Consider the following 26,093-nt stretch of genomic DNA (forward strand, 5'->3'; position numbering starts at 1 on the left):
TCGGGGTGACGGAGGCGGCCGCGGCATCGAAGGATTCGAGGTCGCCGCGCACAGCATCGCCTTTCGACGATGATCACGGTCGTTCCTCCACCGGGCCCCGCTAGGCTGACCGGCGTGGAACCCTTCTATCGGACCATCATCGGTGTCGCCCGCACGCTCTTCGCAGCGCAAGGGCTGAAATTCGCGATCACCGGGGCGGAGAACATCCCGGCGACGGGTGGTGCGGTCATCGCGATCAACCACACCGGCTACATGGACTTCACCTACGCCGGGATCCCCGCCCGGGTCACCAAGCGGTACATCCGCTTCATGGCGAAGAAGGAAGTCTTCGACCACAAGATCTCCGGCCCCATGATGCGCGCGATGAAGCACATCCCCGTCGACCGCGGCGACGCCGGCGAGTCCTACCGTCTCGCCGTCGAGGCGCTGCGTGCCGGGCAGCTCGTGGGTGTGTTCCCGGAGGAGACGATCAGCCGCAGCTTCGAGCTCAAGGCGTTCCGGTCCGGCGCGGCGCGGATGGCGAACGAAGCCGGTGTCCCCGTGGTCCCCATGGTCATCTGGGGGTCGCAGCGGGTGTGGACGAAGGGCCACCCCAAGCGGCTCGGACGTACGAACACCCCGATCACCATCGAGGTGGGCGCCCCCATCCAACCGTTCGAGCCTGCAGCGGAGATGACCGCGCAGCTCCACGCGACCATGGAAAAGATGCTCCACCGGGTCCAGGACGGTTACACCCACGAGGCCGGCGCCTACTGGGTGCCCCGCCGGCTGGGCGGATCCGCGCCGACCCTCGAGGAGGCGACCGCCCTGGACGAGGCCGCGGCCGCCGAGCGCCGCGCGCGGAAGGCACGCGAACGTGCCGCCCGTGAAGGTGCTGCCGGTAGCGGCAACGACGACGCAGGCGGCGACCGCGGTACTTCGGCACAATGACGGAGTGAACGCAGAGTCGAGTCGAGAGCCGTATCGGGACCACATCACGGACGCGTCGCGTCCCGGATTGGTGGCCACGGACGTGGACGGCACCCTGATCGACGACACCGAGAAGGTGTCCGATCGGACCCGCGCCGCGGTGCATGCGGTGGTCGACTCCGGTGTTCCGTTCGTTCTGGCCACCGGCCGCCCGCCGCGCTGGATCGCGCCGGTGGTCGAGGAACTGGGCTACGCGCCCATGGCGGTGTGCGCGAACGGTGCCGTGCTCTACGACAGTTCCACCGACCGTGTGCTCAGCGCCGCGGTGCTCGAGGTCGACGAACTGGCGTGGCTCGCCGAGGTGGCCTCGTCGGTGCTTCCCGGTTGCGGTCTGGCCGCGGAGCGGGTGGGGGAGCGGGCCCACGACGCGGCGACGCCGCAGTTCGTCAGCGCTCCCGGTTACGAACACGCCTGGCTGAATCCGGACAACACCGAACTCGCCGAGCACGAGGTGATCGGTGAGCCGGCCATCAAATTGCTCGTCCGGCTCCCCGGCGCGACCAGCCGGGAGATGGCGGAGGCTCTCGTGCCGAAACTGCACGGGCTGGTCGACGTGACCTATTCGACGACCCACGGGCTCATCGAGATCTCCGCGGCGGGGGTCACGAAGGCGTCCGGTCTCCAGGAGATGGCCCGGATGCTCGGTGTCTCCCACGAGAATCTCGTGGCCTTCGGCGACATGCCCAACGACATCCCGATGCTGTCGATGGCGCGTCACGGCGTGGCGATGGAGAACGCGCATCCGGACGCGAAGTCGGTCGCAGACGAAGTCACCGCCACCAACGTCGAGGACGGGGTGGCCCGCGTTCTCGAACGGTGGTGGCGGTGACTCGTTCCTACCGGTGCGCTGCGGGTCAGCCCGCGGGCGCCGGTGCGGGTGCCGGTTCCGGCGCAGGTGCCGGTTCGGGTCCGGGTTCGGGCGCAGGAGCACCCTCGGGTGCGGGTCCTGCGACGTCGGCCGGCTGATCCTGCATCGCCTGGTTGTAGGCGTCGTCGTAGGCGCGCAGCACCTTGGTGACGACACCCGTGACCTCGTTGAAGATCAGCGAGCCGAACTCGAAGTCCGAACGCCAACCGTCCGGCACCCGGTACTCGTCGCTGGTGGGCAACCCCAGCTCACCAGCGTCGAGTCCGTTCTTCTCCCACGCCTTGTAGATCTCGCCGAGTACCGTCCACGTGCCGCCGTTCGGTGACGTGTAGATGGCACCGTTGACGAAATTCACTCGTTCGAAACCGCTCTTGACCGCGGGAAGGATCGAGGTCACCGCCTGACCGAGCCGTCCGAGTTCGCCGCCCTCGGCGAGCCACTTCTGGACCAGCGGGTGACCGCTGAGGCGGATCAGTTCGTCGACGACACCTTCGGCGGTGTCGGCCGAGCCCGAGGCGAGCGCTCCGACGTTGACGTCCGGCACGTTCGGCGACGGGTTCGACGGTGACGGATTCGAGGGCTGCGGGTTCGACGGCTTCGGGTTCGAGGGCTGCGGGTTCGACGGTTGCGGGCTGCCACCGCCACCCTTCGCCGCGGCTGCGGCGATGTCGCGGATCTTCCCCATCTGCGCGTAACCGGCGTCGCCCGGGCAACTGGTGTTGCCCACGTCGCGGTGCGCGAAGATGATCGGCAGGTCGACCGCCGCGCCGCGCGGGTACGGAGTGAACGACGTGCCCTCGGAGTACATGGTGGTGCGACCCTTGGGGTCGAGCCCCGCCCGTGCCAGTCGCCAGCCGAGGAACTTGCCGACCGATTCCACTGCGGCCTGCGGCGGGGCCTGGGTCGAGAAGTCGCCCATCATCGCGATGCCGTGGGTGTTCTCGTTGAAACCACCCGAGTGGGCGCCCTGCACGTTGCGCTCGAGACCACCGGCGCGACCCTCGAAGATCTGGCCGTACTTGTCGACGAGCGTGTTGTATCCGATGTCGCACCAGCCGAGCGTGCGTGCGTGGTACGCGTAGATCGCGCGCACGATCTCGGCCGATTCGGCCTTCGAGTAGTTGTTGCTGCCCGCGGTGTGGTGCACGGTCGCGCCACCGAGGGAGTCGTCGTAGGTCGGGGTCTGGCAGCGCATCGACTCGTCGGCGCCCCACTGCTGGCGGGTGATCACCTTCAGGCCGGAGTTGCCGAGCGGGCTCGCGATGTCCTCGAGTCGCGCGTCCGCCTCGCTGCTGCCGGGCGAGATGAGCACGGCACTGACCGCTTCGGCGGCTGCCTGCAGCGGGTTCTCGCGCAGCGGCTTGGACGAGGACGCGGGCACGTATCCGAGGTCGGGCGCATCGGCTGCGGGTGCAGCGACCGGCGCGGGTGCCTCGTCGACGGGGACCGGGGCCTCCACCGGTGCTGCAGGAGCGGGAGCTCCGGGCGCCGGTGCCTCAGGGGCGGGTGCCTCGGGAGCGGGAGCAGCAGCTTCGGGCGCCGGCGGGGCCTCCGCGCCGGCAAGATTCGGTTCGGGGCCGGGACGCGGCGTCAGCAGCACCTGCACCGCACGCGTGGCACCGACGTAGATCGGCTCCGTGCCCGTGCGTCCTTCGGCGGTGGCGTCGTCGGCGCGCGTCTCGATCGGCTCGGTCGCGGTCCAGGGACCCCAGCTGCCGTCGTCCTTCTGCGCGCGGATGAGCGCGTCGGTGGCGGCGACGTCCTCGGCGGCGAGCGCGACGAGGCTGAACGGGGTGTCGCGGGTGAGTTCCTTGACGGTCGCACCGACGCGCTGGACGAGTCCGCCGTTCGGGTCGGGAGCAGTCGTGATCTGCGGGAGGCCGTCGACGATCTCCTTCAGGCTGAGGTCCGGCAGGTTGAGACCGGTCAGTTCCTCGAGCGGGATGATCAGGTCGGGCACCGAGGCGAGCACGACTTCCGCGATATCGGGTGCCACTGCCTCGACGGTGTCGTTGGCATTCCGGATCTCGGGAGCGGTGCTGGTCAGCCCGGTGACGGCGAAGGGCGTCGCGACGGCCAGGGCGGCGACGGCACCCAGGACGATCGACGGCTTGGGGCGGCGATGCGGCACTGTTTGCTACTCCCTGTCGTTGGTGCTCCAGCGGACGGTTCCGACTTCGGATCGTCCCTTACGTGTCGCTTCCGTAGTCCGGTTCGGACACGAAAGTTCTGTAACTCGTGATTCTTGTGTTGCTTCTGTGACATTTGTTGCCTAGCTCCGTCACTCTTGTCACACTAGACGCAGCAAACCTTAAGCCTCAACCTGAGCTTGAGGATCGGTCGAAATTGTCCGATATCGCGGATCACGAGTTCGCGCCCAGAGCGACAACGAGGGAGCAACGTCATGTCACGACAGTCCATCGGGCGCAGAGGCAAGATCCGGAGGCGGCGCATCATCCTCGGCAGGCCGTTGCGCAACGGATGGCGTCCCTCCGTCGCCCGTGCTGCCGCGATCGGGGTCGCTCCCGCGCTGCTCGTCGGAGCCGGCGTCGGCGCGCTCGTCCAGAGCAACCAGGCGGCACCGGTTGTCGTGCAAGCGGTTTCGGCCGACACGCCCTTCACGTTCAGCGGCTTCGGTCACGGCCACGGTCGCGGCATGGGGCAGTGGGGTGCCTACGGCTACGCCCAGGACGGATGGACCGCCGAACGGATCATCGGCCATTACTACGGCGGTACCGAACTCGGCACGGTTGACGACGCGATGATCGCGGTCCGTCTCATGGCGCGCGACGACCACACCCTCGACGTCTACTCCGACACCGGCATGATCGTCGCCGGTAAGCAGCTCGCGCCCGGCGAGGCCGCGCACCTGACACCCACCCCGGACGGTGGTGCGAACGTCGTCGTCACCGAGGGCTGCAGCGGCGACGTGCTGTGGCAGGCCGCCACCGACCTGCCGTGGGTCGACCCGATCGACCTCGCCGAGGACCGTCCCGCGAACGAGCACCTCACCATGTGCTCGGACGACAAGACCTACCGCGGCGCCCTCGGTGTGGTGCTCGACGGCACCGCCCCGCGCACCGTCAACCGCCTCCACGTCGAGGACTACCTGCGCAGCGTGGTCCCCGCCGAGGCGCTGCCCGCCTGGGCCGACACCGGTGGTGCCGAGGCGCTGCGGGCGCAGGCCATCGCCGCGCGGTCCTACGCCCTCGCCGAGAAGCGTCACGAGAAGTGGCAGACCTGCGACACCACGGACTGTCAGGTCTACGGCGGGTCGGGCGTCGAGGATCCGCGCACGGACGACGGTGTGCGCACCACCCGCGGAACCGTCCTGATGAAGGACGGCGAGGTCGTGCGCAGCGAGTTCTCCGCCTCCACCGGTGGCTACTCGGCCGGCGGCACCTTCCCGCCCGTCGAGGACGAGGGCGACAAGGTCGCCCCGAACCGCGAATGGGCCAAGACCTTCACCGCGGCCGAGATCGGCAGCAAGTTCGGCGTCGGCGACCTCCAGGCCTTCGAGGTGCTCTCCCGCAACAATCTCGGACCCGAGGGTGGCCGCGTGACGCGGGTCCGTGTGGTCGGCTCCGACCGCACCATCGAGACGACGGGTGCCGAGGCACGGACCAAGCTGGGACTGCGTTCCGACTGGTTCACCGTCAAGGAAGGCATCGACGAGGACGCCCCGGAGATCACTCCGGCGCCCGAACCCGGCCCCGAGACCGGCACCGATCCCTTCGGCAGCGGCACCGGCACCTCACCCATCGAGCAGGCCTATCTGGACCTCGGCGGCGTCGACAGCGTGCTCGGCTCGCCCATCGGCCCCGAGCTGATGCTGCCCGACGAGATCGGTAAGTTCCGGATCTTCACCGGCGGCGCCATCGTGTGGACACCGGACCTCGGTGCGCAGGTGATCGATGCGAGCTTCCTCGAGGACTGGTTCCCCAACACGGGTAGCGCCGAGTAACCCGACGGCACACCTCGACCGGCCGGTCGCCCGAACAGGGCGGCCGGCCGGTGGCGTTCCGGCACCGCGACGACGAGTGTTGACGTTGACGCAACGTCAAGATGCACGCTGGTCGTAGCCGGAAAGAAAGAGGTGGGCACGTGCGGGAATGGTCGATCCAGCAACTGGCACGCGCCGCCGGTGTCACCAGCCGCACCCTGCGGCACTACGGCGACGTGGGGGTGCTGCGTCCGAGTCGCACCGGCAGCAACGGCATGCGGTTCTACGACCAGGACGCACTCGTGCGTCTCCAGCGCATCCTGCTGCTCCGCGATCTGGGGCTGGCACTGCCCGCCATCCGCGACGTGCTCGGCGGTCACGACGACACCGCGAACGCACTGCGTACCCACCTCGACCTGCTCGAACACGAGCGCCGGCAGTTGGACCGTCGTATCGCGGCGGTGCGCACCACCTTGGCGAAGACGGAGAGAGGGGAGGAACTCGTGGCAAACGAAGTGTTCGACGGGTTCGACCACACGCAATACCGGGACGAAGTGATCGAACGGTGGGGCAAGGACGCCTACGACTCGGGCGACCGTTGGTGGCGGGGCATGGACGACGCCGCCAGGCGCGACTGGATGAGGCCGGTCGAGCAACTGAACCACGACTGGATCGCGGCGGCCCGGGCCGGGCTCGACCCGGCCGGACCCGAGGCGCAGGACCTCGCACGGCGGCATGTCGCCTGGTTGTCGTCGGTTCCGGGCACCCCGGGATGTGGCACTGCGGAGGGCAGTCCGCGCGAGTACGTGCTCGGTCTCGCCGACATGTACGTCGAGGACGAGCGTTTCGCAGCGAACTACGGAGGACGGGAGGGCGCCGAATTCGTCCGTGACGCGCTCACCTACTACGTGTGAGTGTGACGGCCCTCTCGGCCCGCCCGGACCGAGAGGGCACCTCCGCGACGGAGTCGCATACCCTGGTCTCCCGTGACTGCTGCATCAGCGCCCCAGCCCTCCACCGGTGAGTACGACCTGATCGTCGTCGGCTCCGGATTCTTCGGACTGACGATCGCCGAGCGCGCGGCCACGCAGCTCGGCAAGCGAGTGCTCGTGATCGAGCGTCGCCACCACCTCGGTGGCAACGCGTACTCCGAGCCCGAGCCGGAAACCGGGATCGAGATCCACAAGTACGGTGCCCACCTGTTCCACACCTCCAACAAGAGGGTGTGGGACTACGTGAACCAGTTCACCGATTTCACCGGCTACCAGCACCGCGTGTTCGCGATGCACAAGGGCCAGGCCTACCAGTTCCCGATGGGTCTCGGACTGGTGTCGCAGTTCTTCGGCCGGTACTTCAGCCCCGACGAGGCACGCGCCCTCATCAAGGAGCAGGCCGCCGAGATCGACACCGCCGAGGCGAAGAACCTCGAGGAGAAGGCCATCTCCCTGATCGGCCGCCCCCTCTACGAGGCGTTCGTCCGCGATTACACGGCCAAGCAGTGGCAGACCGATCCCAAGGAACTGCCCGCCGGCAACATCGCCCGGCTGCCCGTCCGCTACACCTTCGACAACCGCTACTTCAACGACACCTACGAGGGCCTGCCGGTCGACGGTTACACGGCGTGGCTCGAGAACATGGCGAAGGACGAGCGGATCGAGGTCCGGCTCGACACCGACTGGTTCGCGGTGCGCGACGAGATCCGGGCGGCGAGCCCCGACGCTCCCGTCGTCTACACCGGCCCGCTCGACCGCTACTTCGACTACTCCGAGGGGCGCCTCGGATGGCGCACCCTCGACTTCGAGACCGAGGTGCTGCCCACGGGCGACTTCCAGGGCACCCCGGTCATGAACTACAACGACGCCGACGTGCCCTACACCCGGATCCACGAGTTCCGGCACTTCCACCCCGAGCGCGACACCTACCCGGCCGACAAGACGGTCATCATGCGGGAGTACTCGCGGTTCGCCGAGAACGACGACGAGCCGTACTACCCGATCAACACCTCGGAGGACCGCGAGAAGCTGGGCGCCTACCGCGCCCTCGCGAAGCAGGAAGCGGCCGAGAACAAGGTGCTCTTCGGTGGCCGTCTCGGCACCTACCAGTACCTCGACATGCACATGGCGATCGCCAGCGCGCTGTCGATGTTCGACAACGTCCTGGCCCCGCACTTCGAATCGGGAGCGCCCATCGCCGGGGACGCCTCGTGAGCGCCGCGAAGCACGCCGCTGCCGCGAACGCCGGCAAGCACGAGGCGGCCGTGAGTGCTTCCGCTGCGGAGCAGGACGACCTGCTCGGGCGGTCGCTGCTGCAGCGCATCATCCTGCCGCGACCGGGCGAGCCGCTCGACGTGCGCACCCTCTACCTCGAGGAGTCGCCCACCAACGCGCGTCGTGCCCACGCGACGAGCCGGACGACGCTGGCGATCGGCGCGGAGTCCGAGGTGTCGCTGTGCACCTACTTCAACGCCTTCCCGGCGAGCTACTGGCGTCGCTGGAGCACGCTCGGTTCGGTGGTGCTGCGTCTCGAGCTCACCGGCCACGGCCGCGTCGACCTGTACCGCAGCAAGGCCGACTCGAGCCGCATCCACGTCACCGGCCGTGAGTTCCGCGGCGACGGGGTGATCGTCGAGATCGACACCGACCTCGGTCCGTTCGAGGACGGTGGCTGGCTGTGGTTCGACGTCACCACCGACAGCGACGTCACCCTGCACGCCGCCGGCTGGTACGCACCCGTCGAGGCGCCCGGACGCGGCTCGGTCGCCGTGGGCATCCCGACCTTCAACCGTCCCGCCGACTGCGTGAAGGCGCTGCGTGCGCTCGCGTCCGACCCGTTGGTGATGGACGTCGTCGACGCCGTCATCATCCCGGACCAGGGCACCCGCAAGGTGAAGGACGAGGCCGACTTCGCGGAGGCCGCCGAACCCTTCGGTGATCGCCTCGTCATCCACGACCAGGGCAACCTCGGTGGCTCGGGTGGTTACAGCCGCATCATGTACGAGGCGCTGAAGACCACCTCCAGTCCCTACATCCTGTTCATGGACGACGACATCGAGATCGAGCCCGACTCGATCCTGCGCGCCCTCGCCCTGTCGCGGTTCGCGCGGACCCCGATGCTCGTCGGCGGGCAGATGCTCAACCTGCAGGAACGCAGCCACCTGCACACCATGGGCGAGGTCATCCACCGCGCGAACTTCATGTGGGGTGCCGCCCCGAACGTCGAGTACGACCACGACTTCTCCACCAAGCCGCTGCGCGACCGGGAGAACTCGAAGCTCCTGCACCGCCGTATCGACGTCGACTTCAACGGCTGGTGGATGTGCATGATCCCGCGCGTCGTCGCGGAGGAGATCGGCCAGCCCCTGCCGCTGTTCATCAAGTGGGACGACGCCGAGTACGGCCTGCGGGCCCGCGAGGCCGGCTACCCGACGGTGACGATGCCGGGCGCCGCGATCTGGCACATGGCGTGGAGCGACAAGGACGACGCCATCGACTGGCAGGCGTACTTCCACCTGCGCAACCGGCTCGTCGTGGCCGCGCTGCACCAGCACGGCGACCCCAAGGCGATGGTGCTCGACACCATCAAGGCCACGATCAAGCACCTCGTCTGCCTCGAGTACTCGACGGTCGCGATCCAGAACAAGGCCATCGAGGACTTCCTCGGCGGCCCGGAGAACCTGTTCGATCTGCTGCCGCGTGCCCTCGGTGAGGTGCACGCGCTGCGGAAGAACTTCCCCGACGCGGTGGTGCTGCCGTCGTCGACCGAACTGCCGATGGCATCCGGCGCCGAGGTCGGCGCCGTGGGACTGCCCGAGGGTGCGGTCGCGAAGGCCAAGCGTCTGGCCAAGGGCGCGCTGCACAATCTGCGTCCCGAGAACCGCGAGCACCACGAGCGGCCCCAGCTGAACGTGCCGACCATCGACGCGCGGTGGTTCCTGCTCTCGCAGGTCGACGGCGTGACGGTCACCACGGCGGACGGTCGGGGTGTCGTCTACCGTAAGCGCGATCGTGCGCAGGCCCAGGCTCTGCTCACGGAGGCGCTCCGGTTGCGACGCGAACTCGCGCGCCGGTTCCCCGAGATGAAGAAGCGGTACCGGGACGCGGTTCCCGCCCTGACCAGCAAGGAGGAGTGGGAGCGTGTCTTCGGTATCGGCAACTGACAGCAGCGCTGCGTCCACGGCCGCAGACGGTGTGACCGCAGACAGTGTGACCGCAGACGGTGCGGCCGCACGTCATTGGAGAAGTACCGACACCGAGGTCCGGATCCTGCAGACCGTCCAGGCGACCGCAGGTGCGGTGCCCGCCGCGACGAAGATCGCCCGCGGCATGTCGCACTTCGGTGAGCACGCTCTCGGCTGGATCGCGATCGGCGCCGCCGGCGCCCTCGTCGACCGCCCCCGTCGCCGCAAGTGGGCGAGTGTGGCGGTCGGTGCGTTCGGTGCCCACGCGGCGTCCGTCGTGATCAAGCGGGTCGTGCGCCGTCCGCGGCCGGTGGACCCGACGGTGCAGGTCAACGTGTCCACGCCGAGCCGGCTGAGCTTCCCGTCGTCGCATGTGACGTCCACGACTGCGGCGGCCGTGCTGCTCGCCCGCACCACCGGGCTACCCTTTCCCGCGGTGCTCGTGCCGCCCATGATGCTGTCCCGCCTGGTGCTGGGCGTCCACTATCCGACGGATGTACTGGCGGGTGCGGCACTCGGTGCGGCGTCCGCGGCCGTCGTGGCGCGGGCAGAGACGAAGTGGGGAGATCGATGAGCGAGGAACCGGCGCCCGTCAAGGAGGCGCCCAAGAGCCTGGGCGCCGGGATCGTCAAGGCGGTCCGTCCCCGACAGTGGGTGAAGAACGTCCTGGTGCTCGCGGCCCCGATGGCGGCCGGCTCGGTCACCCAGGTCGACGTGCTGCTGCCCGTCGCGCTCGCCTTCGTCGTCTTCTGCATGGCCGCCTCGGGCATCTACCTCGTCAACGACGCGATGGACGTCGACGCCGACCGTGCACACCCCACCAAGCGTTTCCGGCCCATCGCGGCCGGTGTGCTCCCGGTACGACTCGCGTACATCCTCGCGACGGTGCTGCTCGTCGGCTCGATCGCGCTGTCGTTCATCGCGAACTGGCAGCTCGCCGTCGTCATGGCGGTGTACATCGGCATCCAGCTCGCGTACTGCTTCGGGCTCAAGCACCAGGCCGTCCTCGACATCTGCATCGTCTCGTCGGGCTTCCTGATCCGTGCCATCGCCGGTGGTGTGGCCGCCGAGATCCCGCTGTCGCAGTGGTTCCTGCTGATCATGGCGTTCGGGTCGCTGTTCATGGCGGCCGGCAAGCGCTACGCCGAGCTGCGCCTCGCGACCCGCACCGGCGCGAAGATCCGCAAGTCGCTCGAGTACTACACCGAGACCTACCTGCGGTTCGTATGGACGGTCGCGGCGACGGCGGTCGTGCTCTGCTACGGCCTGTGGGCGTTCGAGCAGGACAACGTGGCCGGTTCCAACTGGTACGCGATCTCGATGATCCCGTTCGTCGTCGCCATCCTGCGCTACGCGGTCGACGTCGACGGCGGTGAAGCCGGCGAACCCGAGGAGATCGCCCTGAAGGACCGGGTGCTGCAGTTGCTCGCAGTGGTGTGGATCCTGGTGGTCGGCGGTGCTGTCTACCTCTTCTGACGTCGTGCGCGGCGTCCACGACACCGAAGCCGGACCGTCCAGTACGGTCCGGCCCGTTCGGCGTGACCGCCTCGCCGGCGGCGTGTTCGCCGCGGGTGTGGTCGTCTCCGCGTTCCTGATGTTCTGGGGAGCGTGGGAGCGGCGCTGGATCGCCGACGACGGTCTCATCGTCCTGCGGACCGTGCGCAACCTCCTCGCCGGCAACGGGCCGGTCTTCAACGCGGGGGAGCGCGTGGAGGCCAACACCTCCACCGCGTGGACGTACATCGTCTACGCGGGCGGATGGCTCACCGGCCTCCGCCTCGAATACGTGGTGCTCACGATCGCGCTCGTGTTGTCGACGGGCGCGATCGTCCTCGCCATGTTCGGTGCCGCACGCCTGTACCGGTGGCGACTGCGCGCCACCGCAGGCACCGTGCTGCTGCTGCCCGCCGGTGTCCTCGTCTACATCGCGGTGCCCCCGGCCCGCGACTTCGCCACCTCGGGCCTCGAGTCCTGCCTGGTGATCTGCTGGCTCGGCCTGCTGTGGCTGCTCATGGCCCGGTGGGCGACCCCCACGCCGGGAGGGGACGGATCGCTCCCGGGTACGGGGCAGATCCTCGCCACGGCGTTCGTCGCCGGACTCGGCCCGCTCGTGCGACCCGAACTCGCGCTGGTCGCGGTGCTCGCGCTCGCGATGCTGTTCCTCGCGCCCGGCCTCGACCTGCGCATCCGGGTCGCGATGGTCGCGGTCGCCGGGGTGATCCCGGTCGGCTACCAGATCTGGCGCATGGGCTATTACGGGCTGCCCTATCCCAACACCGCGGTCGCCAAGGACGCCGGTGGCGCCAAGTGGTCGCAGGGCCTCGAATATCTCGGCAACCTCGTCTCGCCGTACCTGCTGTGGCTGCCGCTGCTGTTCCTCGCGATCCTCGCCGCGCTCGTCCTCGCGACCAGCCGTGACGCCGTGGGCCTCACCGCAGCGGTGGCGCGTCCCGATCCGCGCGACGTGCGGGCCACGCTGACCTGGGCGCAGAAACTGTTGCGCACGCCGACCGCCGTCGTCGTGCTGTTCCTCGGCTCCGGTGTGCTGCTCGCGCTGTACTCGCTGCGTGTGGGCGGCGACTTCATGCACGGCCGCGTCCTCCTGCCGCCGCTGTTCTGCCTGCTCCTGCCCGTCGCCGTCGTCCCGCTGCGGATCCCGGACCGGGCGGAGCTCGGCAACAACCGGCCGACGCAGGTCGCGGGTGCGCTGGCCGTGCTGTGGCTGGGCACCGTCGTGTGGACGGCCGCCGCGGCCAACACGACCGGCATGACCGAGGGCGCCGTGGTGGGCCGATCCGGCATCGTCGACGAGCGAGCCTTCTACGCCCTCAACACCGGGCATCTGCATCCCATCCTGGCCGAGGACTATCTCGACTACCCGCGTATGCGGGCCATGGTCGAGGCCATCGCGAACACCCCGAACGGTGGGCTGCTGCTGCCGACCCCCTCCTTCGACGCGTGGGACGTCGTGCCGCCACCCGAGCCCATCCCACCGGGCGGTGCCGGGCACACGGTGTTCTTCCTGAACCTGGGCATGACCAGCATGAACACGGGTCTGGACGTGCGGGTCGTCGACCAGATGGGCCTGGCCTACCCGCTCGCCGCGCACACCGAGCGTCTCGAGGACGGCCGGATCGGCCACGACAAGATCCTGTTCCCCGACTGGGTGGTCGCCGATTCGGGCATGGTCGACGTCCATCCGTGGATGCCGGGCTATCTCGACGAGGACTGGGTCGCGATGGCGAAGACCGCGCTGACCTGTCCCGAGACCCGGGAGATGATCGACTCCTCGAGTGCCGAGCTCACGTGGGCACTGTTCAAGAGGAACCTGCGCAACGCGTTCGACTACGCCTCGTACCGGATCGAACGGGTGCCGAAGTACGAGATCCAGCGTTGTGACCTGCCGATGCCACCGCCGCGGGGGTGACGGCCGGACACCGAGATCAACTTGGCCCGCTTCGACTGTCTCGATAGGATCACGGCGCATCACGGATGGGTAACTTTCCGGCAGCGCGTGCTTGACCTACAGGTCAAGAGGTGCCCAAGAGCTGTTGAAACCAGGGTTTGTCAGAGATCACGCGGTCCTTTACAGTTTTGACCGCAGTGTGACTTGGGGCGGCCTTCCGCGGTCGTCATCGCCGGAATCCGGGGGACGCGAACGCGGACGCCGCAGACGAGAAAGAGAGCATTGTTCATGCGTTTTGTCCCGAGGTTGAGGCAGGGCCTTCGACGGCGACTGCTCGGCACCGCCGCCGCAGCTCTGGTCCTCCCCGTGGCTGCCGGCCTCGTCGGAACCACCGCCGCCGTCGCCGCGCCGGCGCAGGGAGCGCCGGTCTCGCACCGCGCGCCTGCAGGGGGCTTCGAAGAGGTCTTCGTCGAGTCCGACATGGGCCCGATCAAGGTTCAGATCCAGTGGGCCGCGCGCGGTGGCGACGCGGCGCTCTACATGCTCGACGGCCTTCGCGCTCGGGACGACGCGAACGCCTGGACGTTCGAGACGAACGCCCTGCAGCAGTTCGCGAACGACAACGTCAGCCTGATCATGCCGGTCGGCGGACAGTCGAGCTTCTACACCGACTGGTACGCGCCGTCCAACCTGAACGGCCAGGACGTCACCTACAAGTGGGAGACGTTCCTGACGGAGCAGCTGCCCGACTACCTCGCCACCCGTGGTGTCTCGCGCAACAACAACGGCATCCTCGGCCTGTCGATGGGTGGCTCCGCCGCCCTGACCCTGGCCGCCTACCACCGCGACCAGTTCAAGTTCGCGTCGTCGCTGTCCGGCTACCTGAACCTGTCGGCTCCCGGCATGCGTGAGGCCATCCGCGTGGCGATGCTCGACGCCGGCCGCTTCAACGTCGACTCGATGTGGGGCCCGCCGTGGAGCCCGGCCTGGCTGCGCAACGACCCGTTCGTCTTCGCTCCGAAGCTCGAGGGTCTGTCGCTGTACATCTCGGCCGCCAGCGGTCTGCCCGGTGAGCACGACAACCCGCAGGGCTTCGTCGGCTACTACAACACCGCCAACGGCATGGCTCTCGAGGCGCTGTCCCTCGCCCAGACCCGCGCGTTCCAGATCAAGCTGGCCACGCTCGGCATCCCGGCCACCTTCGACTTCCCGGCGCGCGGCACGCACGCATGGAAGTACTGGGAGGATCAGCTGTGGAAGGCACGCCCGCAGATCCTCGAGGCGCTGAACGCGTTCTGATCTCCGGTACGCACTGCTAGCAGCGACGCCGCCCGCTCACCGATCCGGTGAGGGGGCGGCGTCGTAACTTTCTGCAACAATTTTCTCACCTGTCACAGCGCGGCACCCGCGATTCCGGGTGCCGCCGGTGTAGAAACAACATCCGGGACTCCGGTATCCCGAGTCGGCATACCCAGCCGGGGCGCCCTGCCACTGCCGCCGTCGCGGTCCACCCGAAGCCGCACTTCGGCAGGAAATCCGGCAACGCAGAAAGTGAGCGATGCAGATGCGAACTGAGCTCGAGCACGGTGAGCGACGGACGGGGCCGAGCAGGAGAGCGACTCGCGTTGCGGGTGCGCGGAGCGGGAGATCCCGTGTGCTCGCACTGATCGCCGCAGCCCTCGTCGCGCCCGTCGCCGCAGGTCTGACCACCGTCTCGGTGGCCACCGCCGATCCGCTCATCGCCCAGTCCGGCCCGACGAGCACCGCCGGTGCCACCGTCCGCTCCGTCGACTGGCTCACCGATCGTCGTGTCGCCCTGTGGATCGACTCGCCGTCGATGGGGACGCCGATCCAGGTGCAGCTGCTGCTCGCGCGCGACTGGAACAGCAAGCCCGACGCGAAGTTCCCGTCGGTGTTCATGCTCGACGGCATGCGCGCACGCGACGACGAGAACGGGTGGACGCTCGAGACCGACGCGGAGGCCTTCTTCGCCGACAAGAACGTCAACGTCGTGCTGCCGGTGGGTGGCCAGTCGAGCTTCTACTCCGACTGGATCGACCAGAACAACGGACAGAACTACAAGTGGGAGACCTTCCTGACGAAGGAACTTCCCCCACTCCTCGAGCGCGACTGGCGTACCACCGACAAGCGTGGCGTCGTCGGACTGTCGATGGGCGGTACCGCCGCGATGTTCCTGCCCGCCCGCAATCCGGGCTTCGCGCAGTTCGCGGCGTCGCTGTCCGGCATCCTCACCACGACCACCCTCGGCATGCCCGAGGCCATCCACTACGCGATGCAGGACGCCGGCGGTTTCGATTCCGAGGCGATGTGGGGTGCGCCCGGCTCCGAGGGCTGGGAGTCGCATGATCCGTACCTGCTCGCCGACAAGCTCAAGGGTGTGAGCCTGTACGTCTCGAGCGGCAGCGGCACCACCGGCCCGTACGACGATCCGTCGGGCATCCCCGGTGTCAGCACCAACTACGCCGGCATGGGCCTCGAGATCCTCTCGCGCCTCACTTCGCAGGCGTTCGCGACGAAGCTCAAGAAGCAGGGCATCCCCGCGCAGATCGTGTACCGGCCGTCGGGCACCCACACGTGGAAGTACTGGGAGTTCGAACTGCACCAGTTGTGGCCGCAGCTCGCCAACACCCTCGGGGTCGGTGTCGACAAGCCCGAGTGCAATCCGACCGGTGCCTTCGGTGACGTCGCGAACGCGAACGCCTGGCTCGGTGACTGCCTCACCTCCGAATACGACGTCGCAGGCGGCAAGGTGCAGGACTTCCGCTTCGGCCGTGTCTTCTCGTCCGACGGCACGACGGTGCCGGTCGCGGGTGCGATCGGCGGCGCCTACCAGGGTGTCGGCGGTCCGGCCGGGCAGCTCGGCTATCCGACCACCGAGGAACGCGTCGCTCCCGACGGACGCGGACGGTTCAACCACTTCCGGAACGGCGCGATCTACTGGACGCCCGAGCACGGCGCCCACGCGGTCCGCGGCAAGATCTTCGAGGAATGGAAGAACCAGGGCTGGGAGGGCGGCCCCCTCGGCTACCCGATCCTCGACGAGGCGGCGACCCCCGACGGTCGCGGCGCGGTCCAGGGCTTCGAAATCGGCGCCATGTACTGGAGCGAGGACACCGGTGCCCACGGGGTACAGGGCATGATCCTCGACAAGTACTCCCAGCTCGGCTACGAGACGGGTGTCCTGGGCTACCCGACGACCAGTGAGCAGCCCGCCGGGCGCGACGGTCGCTTCAACGAATTCCAGCACGGCCACATCTACTGGAGCCCGCTCACCGGCGCCTGGCCGGTCCGCGGCAAGATCCTCGAGGCATGGCTCGCCGAGAAGGGTGCCGAAGGACGTCTGGGTCTGCCGATCAGCGACGAGTTCCCGGCCGCCGACGGCAAGGGTGTCCAGCAGAACTTCCAGAACGGCTTCATCACGCTCGACGGCGACGAGGTGAAGCTGCAGCCGTAACCGAACCACAGCAGGGTCGGCCCGTGTGAACCGGGGGAGGCGGGACGCTCCTACCGGCCGCACGGGCCGCTCTGTAGCCTGGGGCGCATCTGACCAAGTTCGACCGACATCCCGGATGTGAGGACCCCACCACATGCCTTCACGGACCCGCTCGCGCTCGACCCGAGTCCTCGGCGCCCTCGCCGCGGCACTGACCGCCACGGCCGTTCTCTCCGCATGCGGAAGCGACGACTCCACCGCGACGAACACGCCGACCACGTCTGCCGCCACGGAGACCTCGACGTCGACATCGACCTCCGCGGCCGAGACGTCCCCCGGCGCCGCCGGGGCCGAGACCACGGGCGAGACCGAGACGAGCGAGGCGTCCCCGGCTCCGTCCTCGCCCGCTGCCGGAGACGACGATGCCGGAGAGGACACGGGAGCCGGCACGGGCGCGGCACCCGCTCCCACGCCCGGCGCACAGGCCTTCCTCGACGGCCTCCGCGCCGAGGGCGTCGAGCCCAGCGACGAGACCGGCGCGGTGAACATCGCCGACTACATCTGCAGTGCCCAGGCGCAGGGCGGGTCGCCGGAGGAGATCAAGGTGTTCGTGACCGCGCTCGTGGGTAGTGATGCTGCAGCAGGTGGTGTCGAATTGTCGGAGGAGCAGGCCTCCTCGACGGCCGACACGTACATCGCCGTCGCCGGCGAGACGTACTGCAACTAGGGAACGCGGGGACAGCACGAATGGTCAGGACGAAGCAGCGTCGCGGACGCAGGATCGTGGTCGTGGGGGCGCTGCTCGTCCTGGCGATCGTGCTGGTGCTCTGGTACATGCTCGCGGGGCGGCTGGACATCCCGTCACCGATTCCCACCCCGCCGGGGCCGGAGGAGCCGCAGTCGCAGCCGGCCTCGTGCCCCGACGTGCAGGTCGTCGCGGTGCCGGGCACCTGGGAGTCCGCGGTGGGCGACGATCCGTACGCCCCGGCCGCGAACCCGTACTCGCTCATGCTCAACGTGACGAGGCCGCTGCAGGAGCGTTTCGACGCCCAGCGCGCCGACGTCTACACGGTGCCGTACGTCGCGCAGTTCTCGAACCCCATCGCGATCCCGCCGGACGGCCAGCAGTCCTACAACAACAGCCGCAGCGAGGGATTCGCGGCCACCACCGACATCCTCGCGCGACGCTCGGCCGAGTGCCCGCTGACCACCTACGTGCTCACCGGTTTCTCGCAGGGCGCTGTGATCGTGGGCGACGTCGCCGCGCAGATCGGTGCCGGCAACGGCCCGGTCCCCGCCGACCGGGTGCTCGGTGTCGCGCTCGTCGCCGACGGTCGCCGCGACGGGGTCTCGGGCACCGACATCGGTGCGCCCGTCGCCGGAGTGGGCGCCGAACTATCGCTCGACGGCCTGCGGTTGCCGGGGATCACGATGACCGGCGCGCGTCCCGGTGGCTTCGGGGAGCTCGACGACCGCACGATCCAGATCTGCGCACCCACCGACAGCATCTGCGACGCGCCGCCGAACGCGCTGAATCCCGCCAACTGGATGTCGGCCGCTCCGCGTCTGCTCGAGTACGTCAACAACCCGATCCACGCGATGTACAACACTTACGTCGTGGACGAGAACGGCACGACCGCGACGCAGTGGATCGCGAACTGGGCGGCGGAGAAGATCGACGCCGCACCGGAACCCGCAGAAGAATGAGGTGCGGCCGTCGCTACACGCGGGGGCGGTTCGGGTCCGAGTGAACCCTCCCACATATTACTCGCCGGTAGTGTCCGATCTCACCACCCGGTACACTCGAAAGACGGGCTGCCTTTAGACTCATCCCTCGGCTGCGTGCCCGGCCGTCCGGGATCGTGGCGCACGACGACTGCCACAGGAGAAGAGGTTCATGGTGCCAGCGACGGCACGGCGAACGGCCGGCGCCCTCCGGGGGCGTAGCGACGGCCCGCGACCGGGAATGATCCTTGTCACGAGCTCTCGCGTCGGTCGGGCGTACGTACCGGGGCGCCGATCCTGGGCAGCAGAGGACGGCGGGTTGCATCGTCGGCCGGTGCCGGCGTCGAAAAACCGTCGCACACAATCGGATCGTGTGCTCTTCTCCTTCGACGGGCGCGGAATGTGTGTGTGAAGACGACCATGTCGTATCTTTGTGTTTCCCGTGTGCGAGGGGAAGCGTTCCTCCCGGCGACCGCACTTTGCGAGGGTGCGCGTGATGCCGATCTGTAACATATTCGTGATCTGGGGTCGATGGACACGTTCGAGGAACGGACCGCCGGAAGCCGTGGGGGGCGGTATCGGTACGACGATCCGCCGGCGCGGAGGAAAAGTTAGTGGCGCAACCATGTCGAGTGGTTGTGGGATCGCTTCGACAGGGAGAAGGAATTGAGCGTCGGGTTCGAAGAGTTCATCGATGAGAACGGGCGGATCAGGCTGCCGGAAGGGCAGACCCTGCTCGATCACCTCGAGGGGAACTTCGCTTCAAACGGTGACGACCTCGCCTACCGGTACATCGACTACTCGCGGGAACGCGACGGCGAGGTGCACGAGCTGACCTGGGATCAGTTCGGTGTGCGCATCAAGGCCATCGCCGCGCGCCTGCAGCAGGTCACCGCTCCCGGCGACCGTGTCGCGATCCTCGCTCCGCAGGGCCTCGACTACGTCGTGTCCTTCTTCGCCGCGATCTACGCCGGTACCATCGCCGTGCCACTGTTCGATCCCGACGAGCCCGGCCACACCGATCGTCTGCACGCCGTTCTCGGCGACTGCACCCCCAGCGCGATTCTCACCGCCACCTCGTCCGCGGCCGGCGTGCGGCAGTTCTTCCGCCCGCTCCCCGCTGCGCAGCGTCCCCGCGTGATCGCCGTCGACGCCATCCCCGACTCGGTCGCCGAGTCCTGGAACCGGCCGCCCATCGGCACCGACGACATCGCGTACCTGCAGTACACCTCCGGCTCGACCCGCGTTCCCGCAGGCGTCGAGATCACCCACCGCTCGGTGCTCACCAACGTCATCCAGATGGCCGACTCGATCGAGCTCAACGAGTCGTCGCGCGGCGTGACCTGGCTGCCGCTGTTCCACGACATGGGCCTGCTCACGGTGATCCTGCCCGCGGTCGGCGGCAAGTACATCACCATCATGAGCCCGCGCGCCTTCGTGGCCCGGCCGAGCCGCTGGATCCGCGAGCTCGCCGCCGTCTCCGACGGTGCCGGCACCTTCGCCGCCGCCCCGAACTTCGCGTTCGAGCATGCTGCGGCACGCGCGGTCCCCAAGCCCGGCGAAGAACTCGACCTGAGCAATGTCATCGGCCTGATCAACGGCAGCGAGCCGGTCACCACGTCGTCGATGCGCAAGTTCAACGAGGCCTTCGGCCCCTACGGTCTGCCCCGCACGGCGATCAAGCCGTCCTACGGCATGGCCGAGGCCACCCTGTTCGTCTCCTCCACCCGTCACAGCGACGAGGCGAAGGTCATCTACGTCGACCGCACCGCACTCAACGCGGGCCGGGTCGTGCGCGTCGAGCCCGACGCCGAGAACGCCATCCCGCAGGTCTCCTGCGGTTACGTCGCGCGCAGCCAGTGGGCCGCGATCGTCGACGCCGAGACCGGCACCGAGATGCCCGACGAGCAGGTCGGCGAGATCTGGCTGCACGGCGAGAACATGGGCATCGGCTACTGGGGTCGCAAGGAAGAGACCGACAACACCTTCCACAACCGCATCACCAAGCGCCTGGCCGAGGGCAGCCACGCCGAGGGCACCCCGGACGACAGCAAGTGGCTGCGCACCGGCGACTACGGCGTCTACATCGACGGTGAGCTCTACATCACCGGTCGCGTCAAGGACCTCGTGATCGTCGACGGCCGCAACCACTACCCGCAGGACCTCGAGTTCTCGGCGCAGGAGGCCAGCTCCGCGCTGCGCCCCGGCTTCGTCGCGGCCTTCGCGGTGCCGGCCAACCAACTGCCGCGCGAGGTGTTCGACAACGACGCCTCCGGCCTGCAGTTCGATGCCGACGATTCGTCGGAGCAGCTCGTGATCGTCGCCGAGCGCGCTCCCGGCGCCGGCAAGGCCGATCCGCAGCCGATCGCCGACGCGGTGCGTGCCGCGATCTCGTCCCGGCACGGTGTCACCGCCCGCGACGTGCTGCTCGTGCCGGCCGGTTCCATCCCCCGTACGTCCAGCGGAAAGATCGCGCGTCGGGCGTGCAAGACCGCATATGTCGAGGGAACGCTGCGCGGCGGTTACCAGCAGCAGGCCTTCCCGGACAGCGTGTAAGAACGAATGTCCTCTTTCCCGGGTAGCGTGGTGGGTTGATGTCTGACACTGAAATGACGGTTGCGCAGCTGCGCGAATGGCTGCGCAACTGGATCGCCGACGCGACCGGACAGCCGGTCTCCCAGATCTCGGACGATCGTCCGATGGAGGAGTTCGGACTGTCCTCCCGGGACGCCGTCGCCATGGCGGGCGAGATCGAGGAACTCCTCGGTGTCACCCTCAACGCGACGATCGCCTACCAGCACCCGACGATCGCGTCGCTCGCGACGCGCATCATCGAAGGTGAGCCCGAGGCACCCGCCGAGGACGACTCCGCCCTGTACACGGTCGGTGCCGCGGCGGGTTCGAAGGACGTCGCCATCGTCGGTCTGTCCACCCGTTTGCCGGGCCACGTCGACACCCCCGAACAGATGTGGGAGCTGCTCGCGTCCGGACGCGACGGCATCTCCGATCTGCCCGAGGGCCGCTGGTCGGAGTTCGAGAACGACCCCGCCGTGTGGGAGTCGATCCGCAACGCCAACACCAGGGGCGGCTACCTCGACGACGTGAAGGGCTTCGACGCCGAGTTCTTCGCGATGTCGCCGCGCGAGGTCGAGATGGTCGACCCGCAGCAGCGCCTCGCGCTGGAGCTGACCTGGGAAGCACTCGAGCATGCGCACATCCCGCCGAGCGACCTCAAGGGCGGCTCGGTCGGTGTGTTCATCGGCAGCTCGGCCAGCGACTACATGCTCCTCGCGGTCGGCGATCCGTCCGCAGCGCATCCCTACGCGCTCACCGGCACCTCCACCGCCGTCATCGCCAACCGCGTGTCGTACTTCTACGACTTCCACGGCCCGTCCGTCACGCTCGACACGGCGTGCTCGTCGTCGCTGGTCGCCGTGCACCAGGCCGTGCGCGCACTGCGCAACGGCGAAGCCGACGTCGCCCTCGCCGGTGGCGTCAACATGCTGCTCGCCCCGGCCGGCACCCTCGGGTTCGACGAACTCGGCGTCATGGCACCCGACGGCCGCATCAAGGCGTTCTCCGCCGACGCCGACGGCATGATCCGCGCCGAGGGTGGCGGTCTGGTCGTGCTCAAGCGTCTCGAGGACGCCGAGCGCGACGGCGACGACATCCTCGCGGTGATCGCCGGTTCGGCCGTCAACCAGGACGGCCGCTCCAACGGTCTGGCCGCTCCCAACCCCGAAGCGCAGGTCGACGTGCTGCGCCGCGCCTACCGCGACGCGCAGATCCTGCCGTCCGGTGTCGACTACATCGAGGCGCACGGCACCGGCACGGTGCTCGGCGACCCGATCGAGGCCGACGCGCTCGGCCGTGTCGTCGGTCGGGGGCGTGAGGACGACAAGCCGGTCCTGCTCGGTTCGGCCAAGACCAACTTCGGTCACCTCGAGTCCGCCGCGGGTGCGGCCGGTCTCATCAAGGTCGTTCTCGCGATGCAGAACGATCAGCTTCCGCCGACGCTCAACTACACCGCGCCCAACCCGTACATCCCGTTCGACAGGGCGCACCTGAAGGTCATCCCCGAGGGTGCGAAGTGGCCGCGCTACACCGGTCGCGCTGTCGCCGGTGTGTCCGGATTCGGTTTCGGTGGCACGAACGCGCACGTCGTCGTGCGCGAGTACACCGGCCCCGAGGGGCTCGAAGCGTCCGAGGCCGAGGTCGAGGTCCTGCCGGAGGAGATCCCCGCCGCCGCGGAGACCGCCGAGCAGGCCCGTGAGCTGCCCGTTCTGCTCGCCGTCTCCGCTGCGATGCCGTCGCGTCGCCGCCGTGCCGCCGCAGATCTTGCCGACTGGCTCGAGACCGAGAAGGGCAGCACGACGCCGCTCGCCGACGTCGCCCGCACGCTCGCTCGTCGCAACCACGGCCGGTCCCGCGCGATCGTCGTGGCGAGCAACCACGGTGAGGCGATCGCCGGTCTGCGTGCCGTCGCCGCCGGCAAGCCCGCGCAGGGCGTGTTCACCGCCGACGCTCCCGCCTCCAAGGGCGCGGTGTGGGTGCTGTCCGGCTTCGGTGCCCAGCACCGCAAGATGGCCAAGCAGCTGTACCTGGAGAACCCGGTCTTCGCGGCGGCCGTCGACGAGGTCGACGAGCTGATCTACGACGAGTCGGGCTACTCCATGAAGGAGAAGTTCCTCGACGACGCGCAGGACTACGACGTCGAGACCGCGCAGGTCGGCATCTTCACGATCCAGATCGGTCTCGCCGCGCTGCTGCGCCACCACGGTGCCGAGCCCGCCGCGGTCGTCGGCCACTCGATGGGTGAGGCCGCCGGTGCCTACATCTCGGGCGGACTCTCGCTCGAGGACGCCGTGCGCGTCATCTGCTCGCGCTCGCGTCTGATGGGTGAGGCCGAATCCGGCCTGACCGGCGACGACATCCGCCTCATGGCGCTCGTCGAGTACAGCGCCGCCGAGATCACCGACGTGCTGCCCGACTTCCCGCAGCTCGAGGTCTGCGTCTATGCGGCGCCGACACACACCGTCATCGGTGGCCCGCAGGAACAGGTCAACGCGATCGTCGCGCGTGCCGAGGCCGAGGAGAAGTTCGCCCGGGTCCTGCAGACCAAGGGTGCGAGCCACACCTCGCAGGTCGATCCGATCCTCGGCGAGCTCGCGGCCGAGCTCGCCGGCATCGAACCGCACCGCCTGAAGGTCGACCTGTACTCGTCGGTCGACCAGGAGACGCTCTACCGCGCAGGTCACGACGGCATCCACGACGTCGAGTACTGGACCAAGGGCATGCGCCACAGCGTGTACTTCACGCAGGCGATCCGGCAGGCCCTGTCCGACGGGCACACCACCTTCGTCGAGCTCAACGCCAACCCCGCGACGCTCATGTCGGTCGCGGCGACGGCCTTCGACGCCGGTGTGCAGGACGGCCAGTTCATCCAGACGCTCAAGCGCAAGGAGGACGAGTCCCTCGGCGTGCTGACCGCCCTCGCGCAGCTGTACGTGCACGGGCAGTCGGTCGACCTGAAGACCCTGCTGCCGGAAGGCGGCTACGTCGACCTGCCGCGCACCGCCTTCATCCGCAAGCCGTACTGGGTCGAGGCCAACATCGGCACCTCCGGCAACGGCCGCGCGCCCGGCGCCCGCGTCGCACTCCCGGACGGCCGCTACGTCTGGGAGGTACAGGCCTCCGCCGTCACCGACGCCGCCGAGCTGGTCGTCGCGGCGGCCTCGCAGGTGCTGTCGGATGTCACGCTCACCGCGTCCATCCCGCACACCGACGTCCCCGCGACCGGCACCCTCACCACGACGCTCACCCGGCACCCGGGCGGCGCGTCGCTGCAGGTGCACGCGAACGCCGGCGACGGTTTCACGCTCGTCCACGAGGGTGTCGTCACCTCCGGTGAGCCGCTGCCCGCGCCCGTCGCGGTGGCCGCGAAGCCGGCCGTGCAGGCCGAGGAGATGCCCGAGGTCGTCGAGTCGTTCGGCGACAAGTGGGATCCGAGCGGATCGCAGAGCCTCGACGACCGCCTGACGCTGATCGTCGCCGAGTCCATGGGCTACGCGCCCGAGGATCTGCCGGCCGAGATCCCGCTCATCGAGCTGGGCCTCGACTCGCTCATGGCGGTCCGCATCAAGAACCGCGTCGAGTACGAGTTCGACATCCCGCAGCTGCAGCTGTCGGCGGTCAAGGACGCGAGCCTGCGCGACGTCGCGAAGTACCTGCGGTACGCCGTCGAGAACCGCGAGGAGGTTGCGCAGCTCGCCGAGCAGCAGGCCGCCGAGAAGGCAGCCGAGCGCGCCGCCGCTGCGAACGGAGACGAGCTCCCACAGGCCACGGAGCAGGTCGAGCTTCCCCAGCTCGAGGACACCACCGCGGTGGGTGAGGCCGAGCAGATCCTCGCCGACGCCGAAGCGCAGACCGCGGCCGAGACACCCGAGCCGGAGCAGGAGTCGAGCGGGGTCGACGTGCCGCCGCGCGACGCCGCGGAACGGTTGACCTTCGCCTCGTGGGCGGTGGTGACGGGCAAGTCGGCCAAGGGCATCTTCAACCCGCTGCCGAAGCTCGAGCGTGATGTCGCCGAGAAGCTCGCGGCACGGCTGACCGAGCGGGCCGAGGGCGAGATCACCGTCGACGACGTGCTGGCCGCCCCGACCATCGAGCAGCTCGCCGAGACCGTCCGTCAGCATCTCGAATCCGCCGATCGCATCGACGGACTCGTGCGCACGCTGCGGCCCCGCGCCGAGGGATCGGACACCGTGCCGGTCTTCGTCTTCCACCCCGCGGGTGGTTCGACGGTCGCGTACGAGCCGCTGCTGCGCCGCCTGCCCGCGCACACCCCGGTGTTCGGTTTCGAGCGCACCGAGGGCCCGATCGACACTCGCGCACAGGCGTACCTGCCGCTCATCAAGGAGATCCAGGGCGACGGCCCGTACGTGCTGTGCGGCTGGTCGCTCGGCGGTGTCCTGGCCTACGCGGTGGCCCGTCTGCTCCGCGAGGAGGGCAAGGACGTGCGTCTCGTCGGCCTCATCGACACCGTCATGGCCGGTGAGAAGGTCGAGGACACACCCGACGAGATCCGTAAGCGCTGGCAGCGTTACTCGGCGTTCGCGAAGAAGACCTACGGGATCGACGCGCCGCTGCCCTACGACCTGCTGGCCGAGGCCGGCAGCGACGAGGAACAGATCGGCATCCTGATGGGCCTGCTCGAGCTGAGCGGGGCGCAGATCCCCGGCGGCATCATCGAGCACCAGCGCACGTCGTGGCTCGACAACCGCGCCATCCAGACCGCGGAGCTGCTGCCCTACGACGGCAAGGTCGTGCTGTACATGGCCGACAAGTATCACGACGACGCGATCGATCTCGAGCCGGCCTTCGGGACCCGGCAGCCCGACGGTGGGTGGGGCGAGGTCGTCGCGGATCTCGAGGTCGTGCACGTCGGCGGCGATCACCTGCAGATCGTCGACGAGCCGTACATCTCGAAGGTGGGGGAAGACCTGACCCGCAAGCTGGCCGACATCGAGGCCTCGAGGAGCTGAACGAAGA

The 26,093-nt window shown here is 68.8% G+C and carries 16 protein-coding genes; 15 read left to right on the forward strand and 1 reads right to left on the reverse strand.

Going from position 1 to position 26,093, the window contains the following annotated elements:
- The first annotated feature begins 114 nt into the window (after positions 1–114).
- Positions 115–930 carry a lysophospholipid acyltransferase family protein gene (locus ACWPOC_RS02980; RefSeq protein WP_159416993.1) on the forward strand — a complete coding sequence of 272 codons (816 nt, stop codon included), beginning with the start codon at positions 115–117 and terminating at the stop codon, positions 928–930.
- A 4-nt stretch (positions 931–934) separates the two neighbouring features.
- On the forward strand, positions 935–1,798 hold the full coding sequence (locus tag ACWPOC_RS02985; RefSeq protein ID WP_404817782.1) for an HAD family hydrolase: 864 nt from the start codon (positions 935–937) through the stop codon (positions 1,796–1,798).
- Between the two features lie 25 nt (positions 1,799–1,823).
- On the opposite strand, the gene ACWPOC_RS02990 is transcribed toward ACWPOC_RS02985, so the two are convergent.
- On the reverse strand, positions 1,824–3,968 hold the full coding sequence (locus ACWPOC_RS02990; RefSeq protein ID WP_455407978.1) for an N-acetylmuramoyl-L-alanine amidase: 2,145 nt from the start codon (positions 3,966–3,968) through the stop codon (positions 1,824–1,826).
- A 273-nt stretch (positions 3,969–4,241) separates the two neighbouring features.
- On the opposite strand from ACWPOC_RS02990, the gene ACWPOC_RS02995 reads away from it, so the two are divergent.
- The 13 genes from ACWPOC_RS02995 to pks13 all read left to right on the forward strand — a co-directional run bounded on the left by ACWPOC_RS02995 (position 4,242) and on the right by pks13 (position 26,086).
- On the forward strand, positions 4,242–5,801 hold the full coding sequence (locus tag ACWPOC_RS02995) for a SpoIID/LytB domain-containing protein (protein WP_455407979.1): 1,560 nt from the start codon (positions 4,242–4,244) through the stop codon (positions 5,799–5,801).
- A 140-nt stretch (positions 5,802–5,941) separates the two neighbouring features.
- Entirely contained in the window at positions 5,942–6,694 is a 753-nt protein-coding gene (locus tag ACWPOC_RS03000; RefSeq protein WP_455407980.1) for a MerR family transcriptional regulator, read from the forward strand.
- A 72-nt stretch (positions 6,695–6,766) separates the two neighbouring features.
- Positions 6,767–7,987 (forward strand): UDP-galactopyranose mutase, encoded by a 1,221-nt coding sequence (gene glf, locus ACWPOC_RS03005; protein WP_120281074.1) that lies wholly within the window; start codon positions 6,767–6,769, stop codon positions 7,985–7,987.
- A gap of 50 nt (positions 7,988–8,037) precedes the next feature.
- On the forward strand, positions 8,038–9,936 hold the full coding sequence (locus tag ACWPOC_RS03010; RefSeq protein WP_455408014.1) for a glycosyltransferase: 1,899 nt from the start codon (positions 8,038–8,040) through the stop codon (positions 9,934–9,936).
- A gap of 46 nt (positions 9,937–9,982) precedes the next feature.
- Positions 9,983–10,531, forward strand: a complete 549-nt coding sequence (locus tag ACWPOC_RS03015) for a phosphatase PAP2 family protein (RefSeq protein ID WP_159419070.1) — start codon at positions 9,983–9,985, stop codon at positions 10,529–10,531.
- Positions 10,528–11,433 (forward strand): decaprenyl-phosphate phosphoribosyltransferase, encoded by a 906-nt coding sequence (locus tag ACWPOC_RS03020; RefSeq protein WP_455407981.1) that lies wholly within the window; start codon positions 10,528–10,530, stop codon positions 11,431–11,433. The genes ACWPOC_RS03015 and ACWPOC_RS03020 overlap by 4 nt, the downstream gene beginning before the upstream one ends.
- A gap of 4 nt (positions 11,434–11,437) precedes the next feature.
- Positions 11,438–13,384 (forward strand): flagellar motor control protein ZomB, encoded by a 1,947-nt coding sequence (gene zomB, locus ACWPOC_RS03025; RefSeq protein WP_455407982.1) that lies wholly within the window; start codon positions 11,438–11,440, stop codon positions 13,382–13,384.
- Positions 13,385–13,651: 267 nt separating this feature from the next.
- On the forward strand, positions 13,652–14,662 hold the full coding sequence (locus ACWPOC_RS03030) for an alpha/beta hydrolase (RefSeq protein ID WP_120281076.1): 1,011 nt from the start codon (positions 13,652–13,654) through the stop codon (positions 14,660–14,662).
- 259 nt (positions 14,663–14,921) lie between these two features.
- Positions 14,922–16,838: an alpha/beta hydrolase-fold protein gene (locus ACWPOC_RS03035; RefSeq protein ID WP_455407983.1), complete on the forward strand. Its 1,917-nt coding sequence runs from the start codon at positions 14,922–14,924 to the stop codon at positions 16,836–16,838.
- Positions 16,839–16,971: 133 nt separating this feature from the next.
- Positions 16,972–17,544: a DUF732 domain-containing protein gene (locus ACWPOC_RS03040; RefSeq protein ID WP_120281078.1), complete on the forward strand. Its 573-nt coding sequence runs from the start codon at positions 16,972–16,974 to the stop codon at positions 17,542–17,544.
- Positions 17,545–17,564: 20 nt separating this feature from the next.
- Positions 17,565–18,524: a cutinase family protein gene (locus ACWPOC_RS03045; RefSeq protein WP_006553445.1), complete on the forward strand. Its 960-nt coding sequence runs from the start codon at positions 17,565–17,567 to the stop codon at positions 18,522–18,524.
- 684 nt (positions 18,525–19,208) lie between these two features.
- Positions 19,209–21,098 carry a long-chain-fatty-acid--AMP ligase FadD32 gene (gene fadD32 / locus ACWPOC_RS03050; RefSeq protein ID WP_060652455.1) on the forward strand — a complete coding sequence of 630 codons (1,890 nt, stop codon included), beginning with the start codon at positions 19,209–19,211 and terminating at the stop codon, positions 21,096–21,098.
- Positions 21,099–21,151: 53 nt separating this feature from the next.
- Positions 21,152–26,086 (forward strand): polyketide synthase Pks13, encoded by a 4,935-nt coding sequence (gene pks13 / locus ACWPOC_RS03055; RefSeq protein WP_455408015.1) that lies wholly within the window; start codon positions 21,152–21,154, stop codon positions 26,084–26,086.
- Positions 26,087–26,093: the final 7 nt, after the last annotated feature.

Source organism: Rhodococcus sp. 5G237, assembly GCF_053764735.1.

Excerpts from the sequence above, each read along its gene's own strand:
- ACWPOC_RS03045 (WP_006553445.1), top strand. The coding sequence starts at position 17,565 with ATGGTCAGGACGAAGCAGCGTCGCGGACGCAGGATCGTGGTCGTGGGG.
- ACWPOC_RS03020 (WP_455407981.1), top strand. The coding sequence starts at position 10,528 with ATGAGCGAGGAACCGGCGCCCGTCAAGGAGGCGCCCAAGAGCCTGGGC.
- ACWPOC_RS02995 (WP_455407979.1), top strand. The coding sequence starts at position 4,242 with ATGTCACGACAGTCCATCGGGCGCAGAGGCAAGATCCGGAGGCGGCGC.
- ACWPOC_RS03030 (WP_120281076.1), top strand. The coding sequence starts at position 13,652 with ATGCGTTTTGTCCCGAGGTTGAGGCAGGGCCTTCGACGGCGACTGCTC.
- ACWPOC_RS03040 (WP_120281078.1), top strand. The coding sequence starts at position 16,972 with ATGCCTTCACGGACCCGCTCGCGCTCGACCCGAGTCCTCGGCGCCCTC.
- pks13 (WP_455408015.1), top strand. The coding sequence starts at position 21,152 with ATGACGGTTGCGCAGCTGCGCGAATGGCTGCGCAACTGGATCGCCGAC.
- ACWPOC_RS03035 (WP_455407983.1), top strand. The coding sequence starts at position 14,922 with ATGCAGATGCGAACTGAGCTCGAGCACGGTGAGCGACGGACGGGGCCG.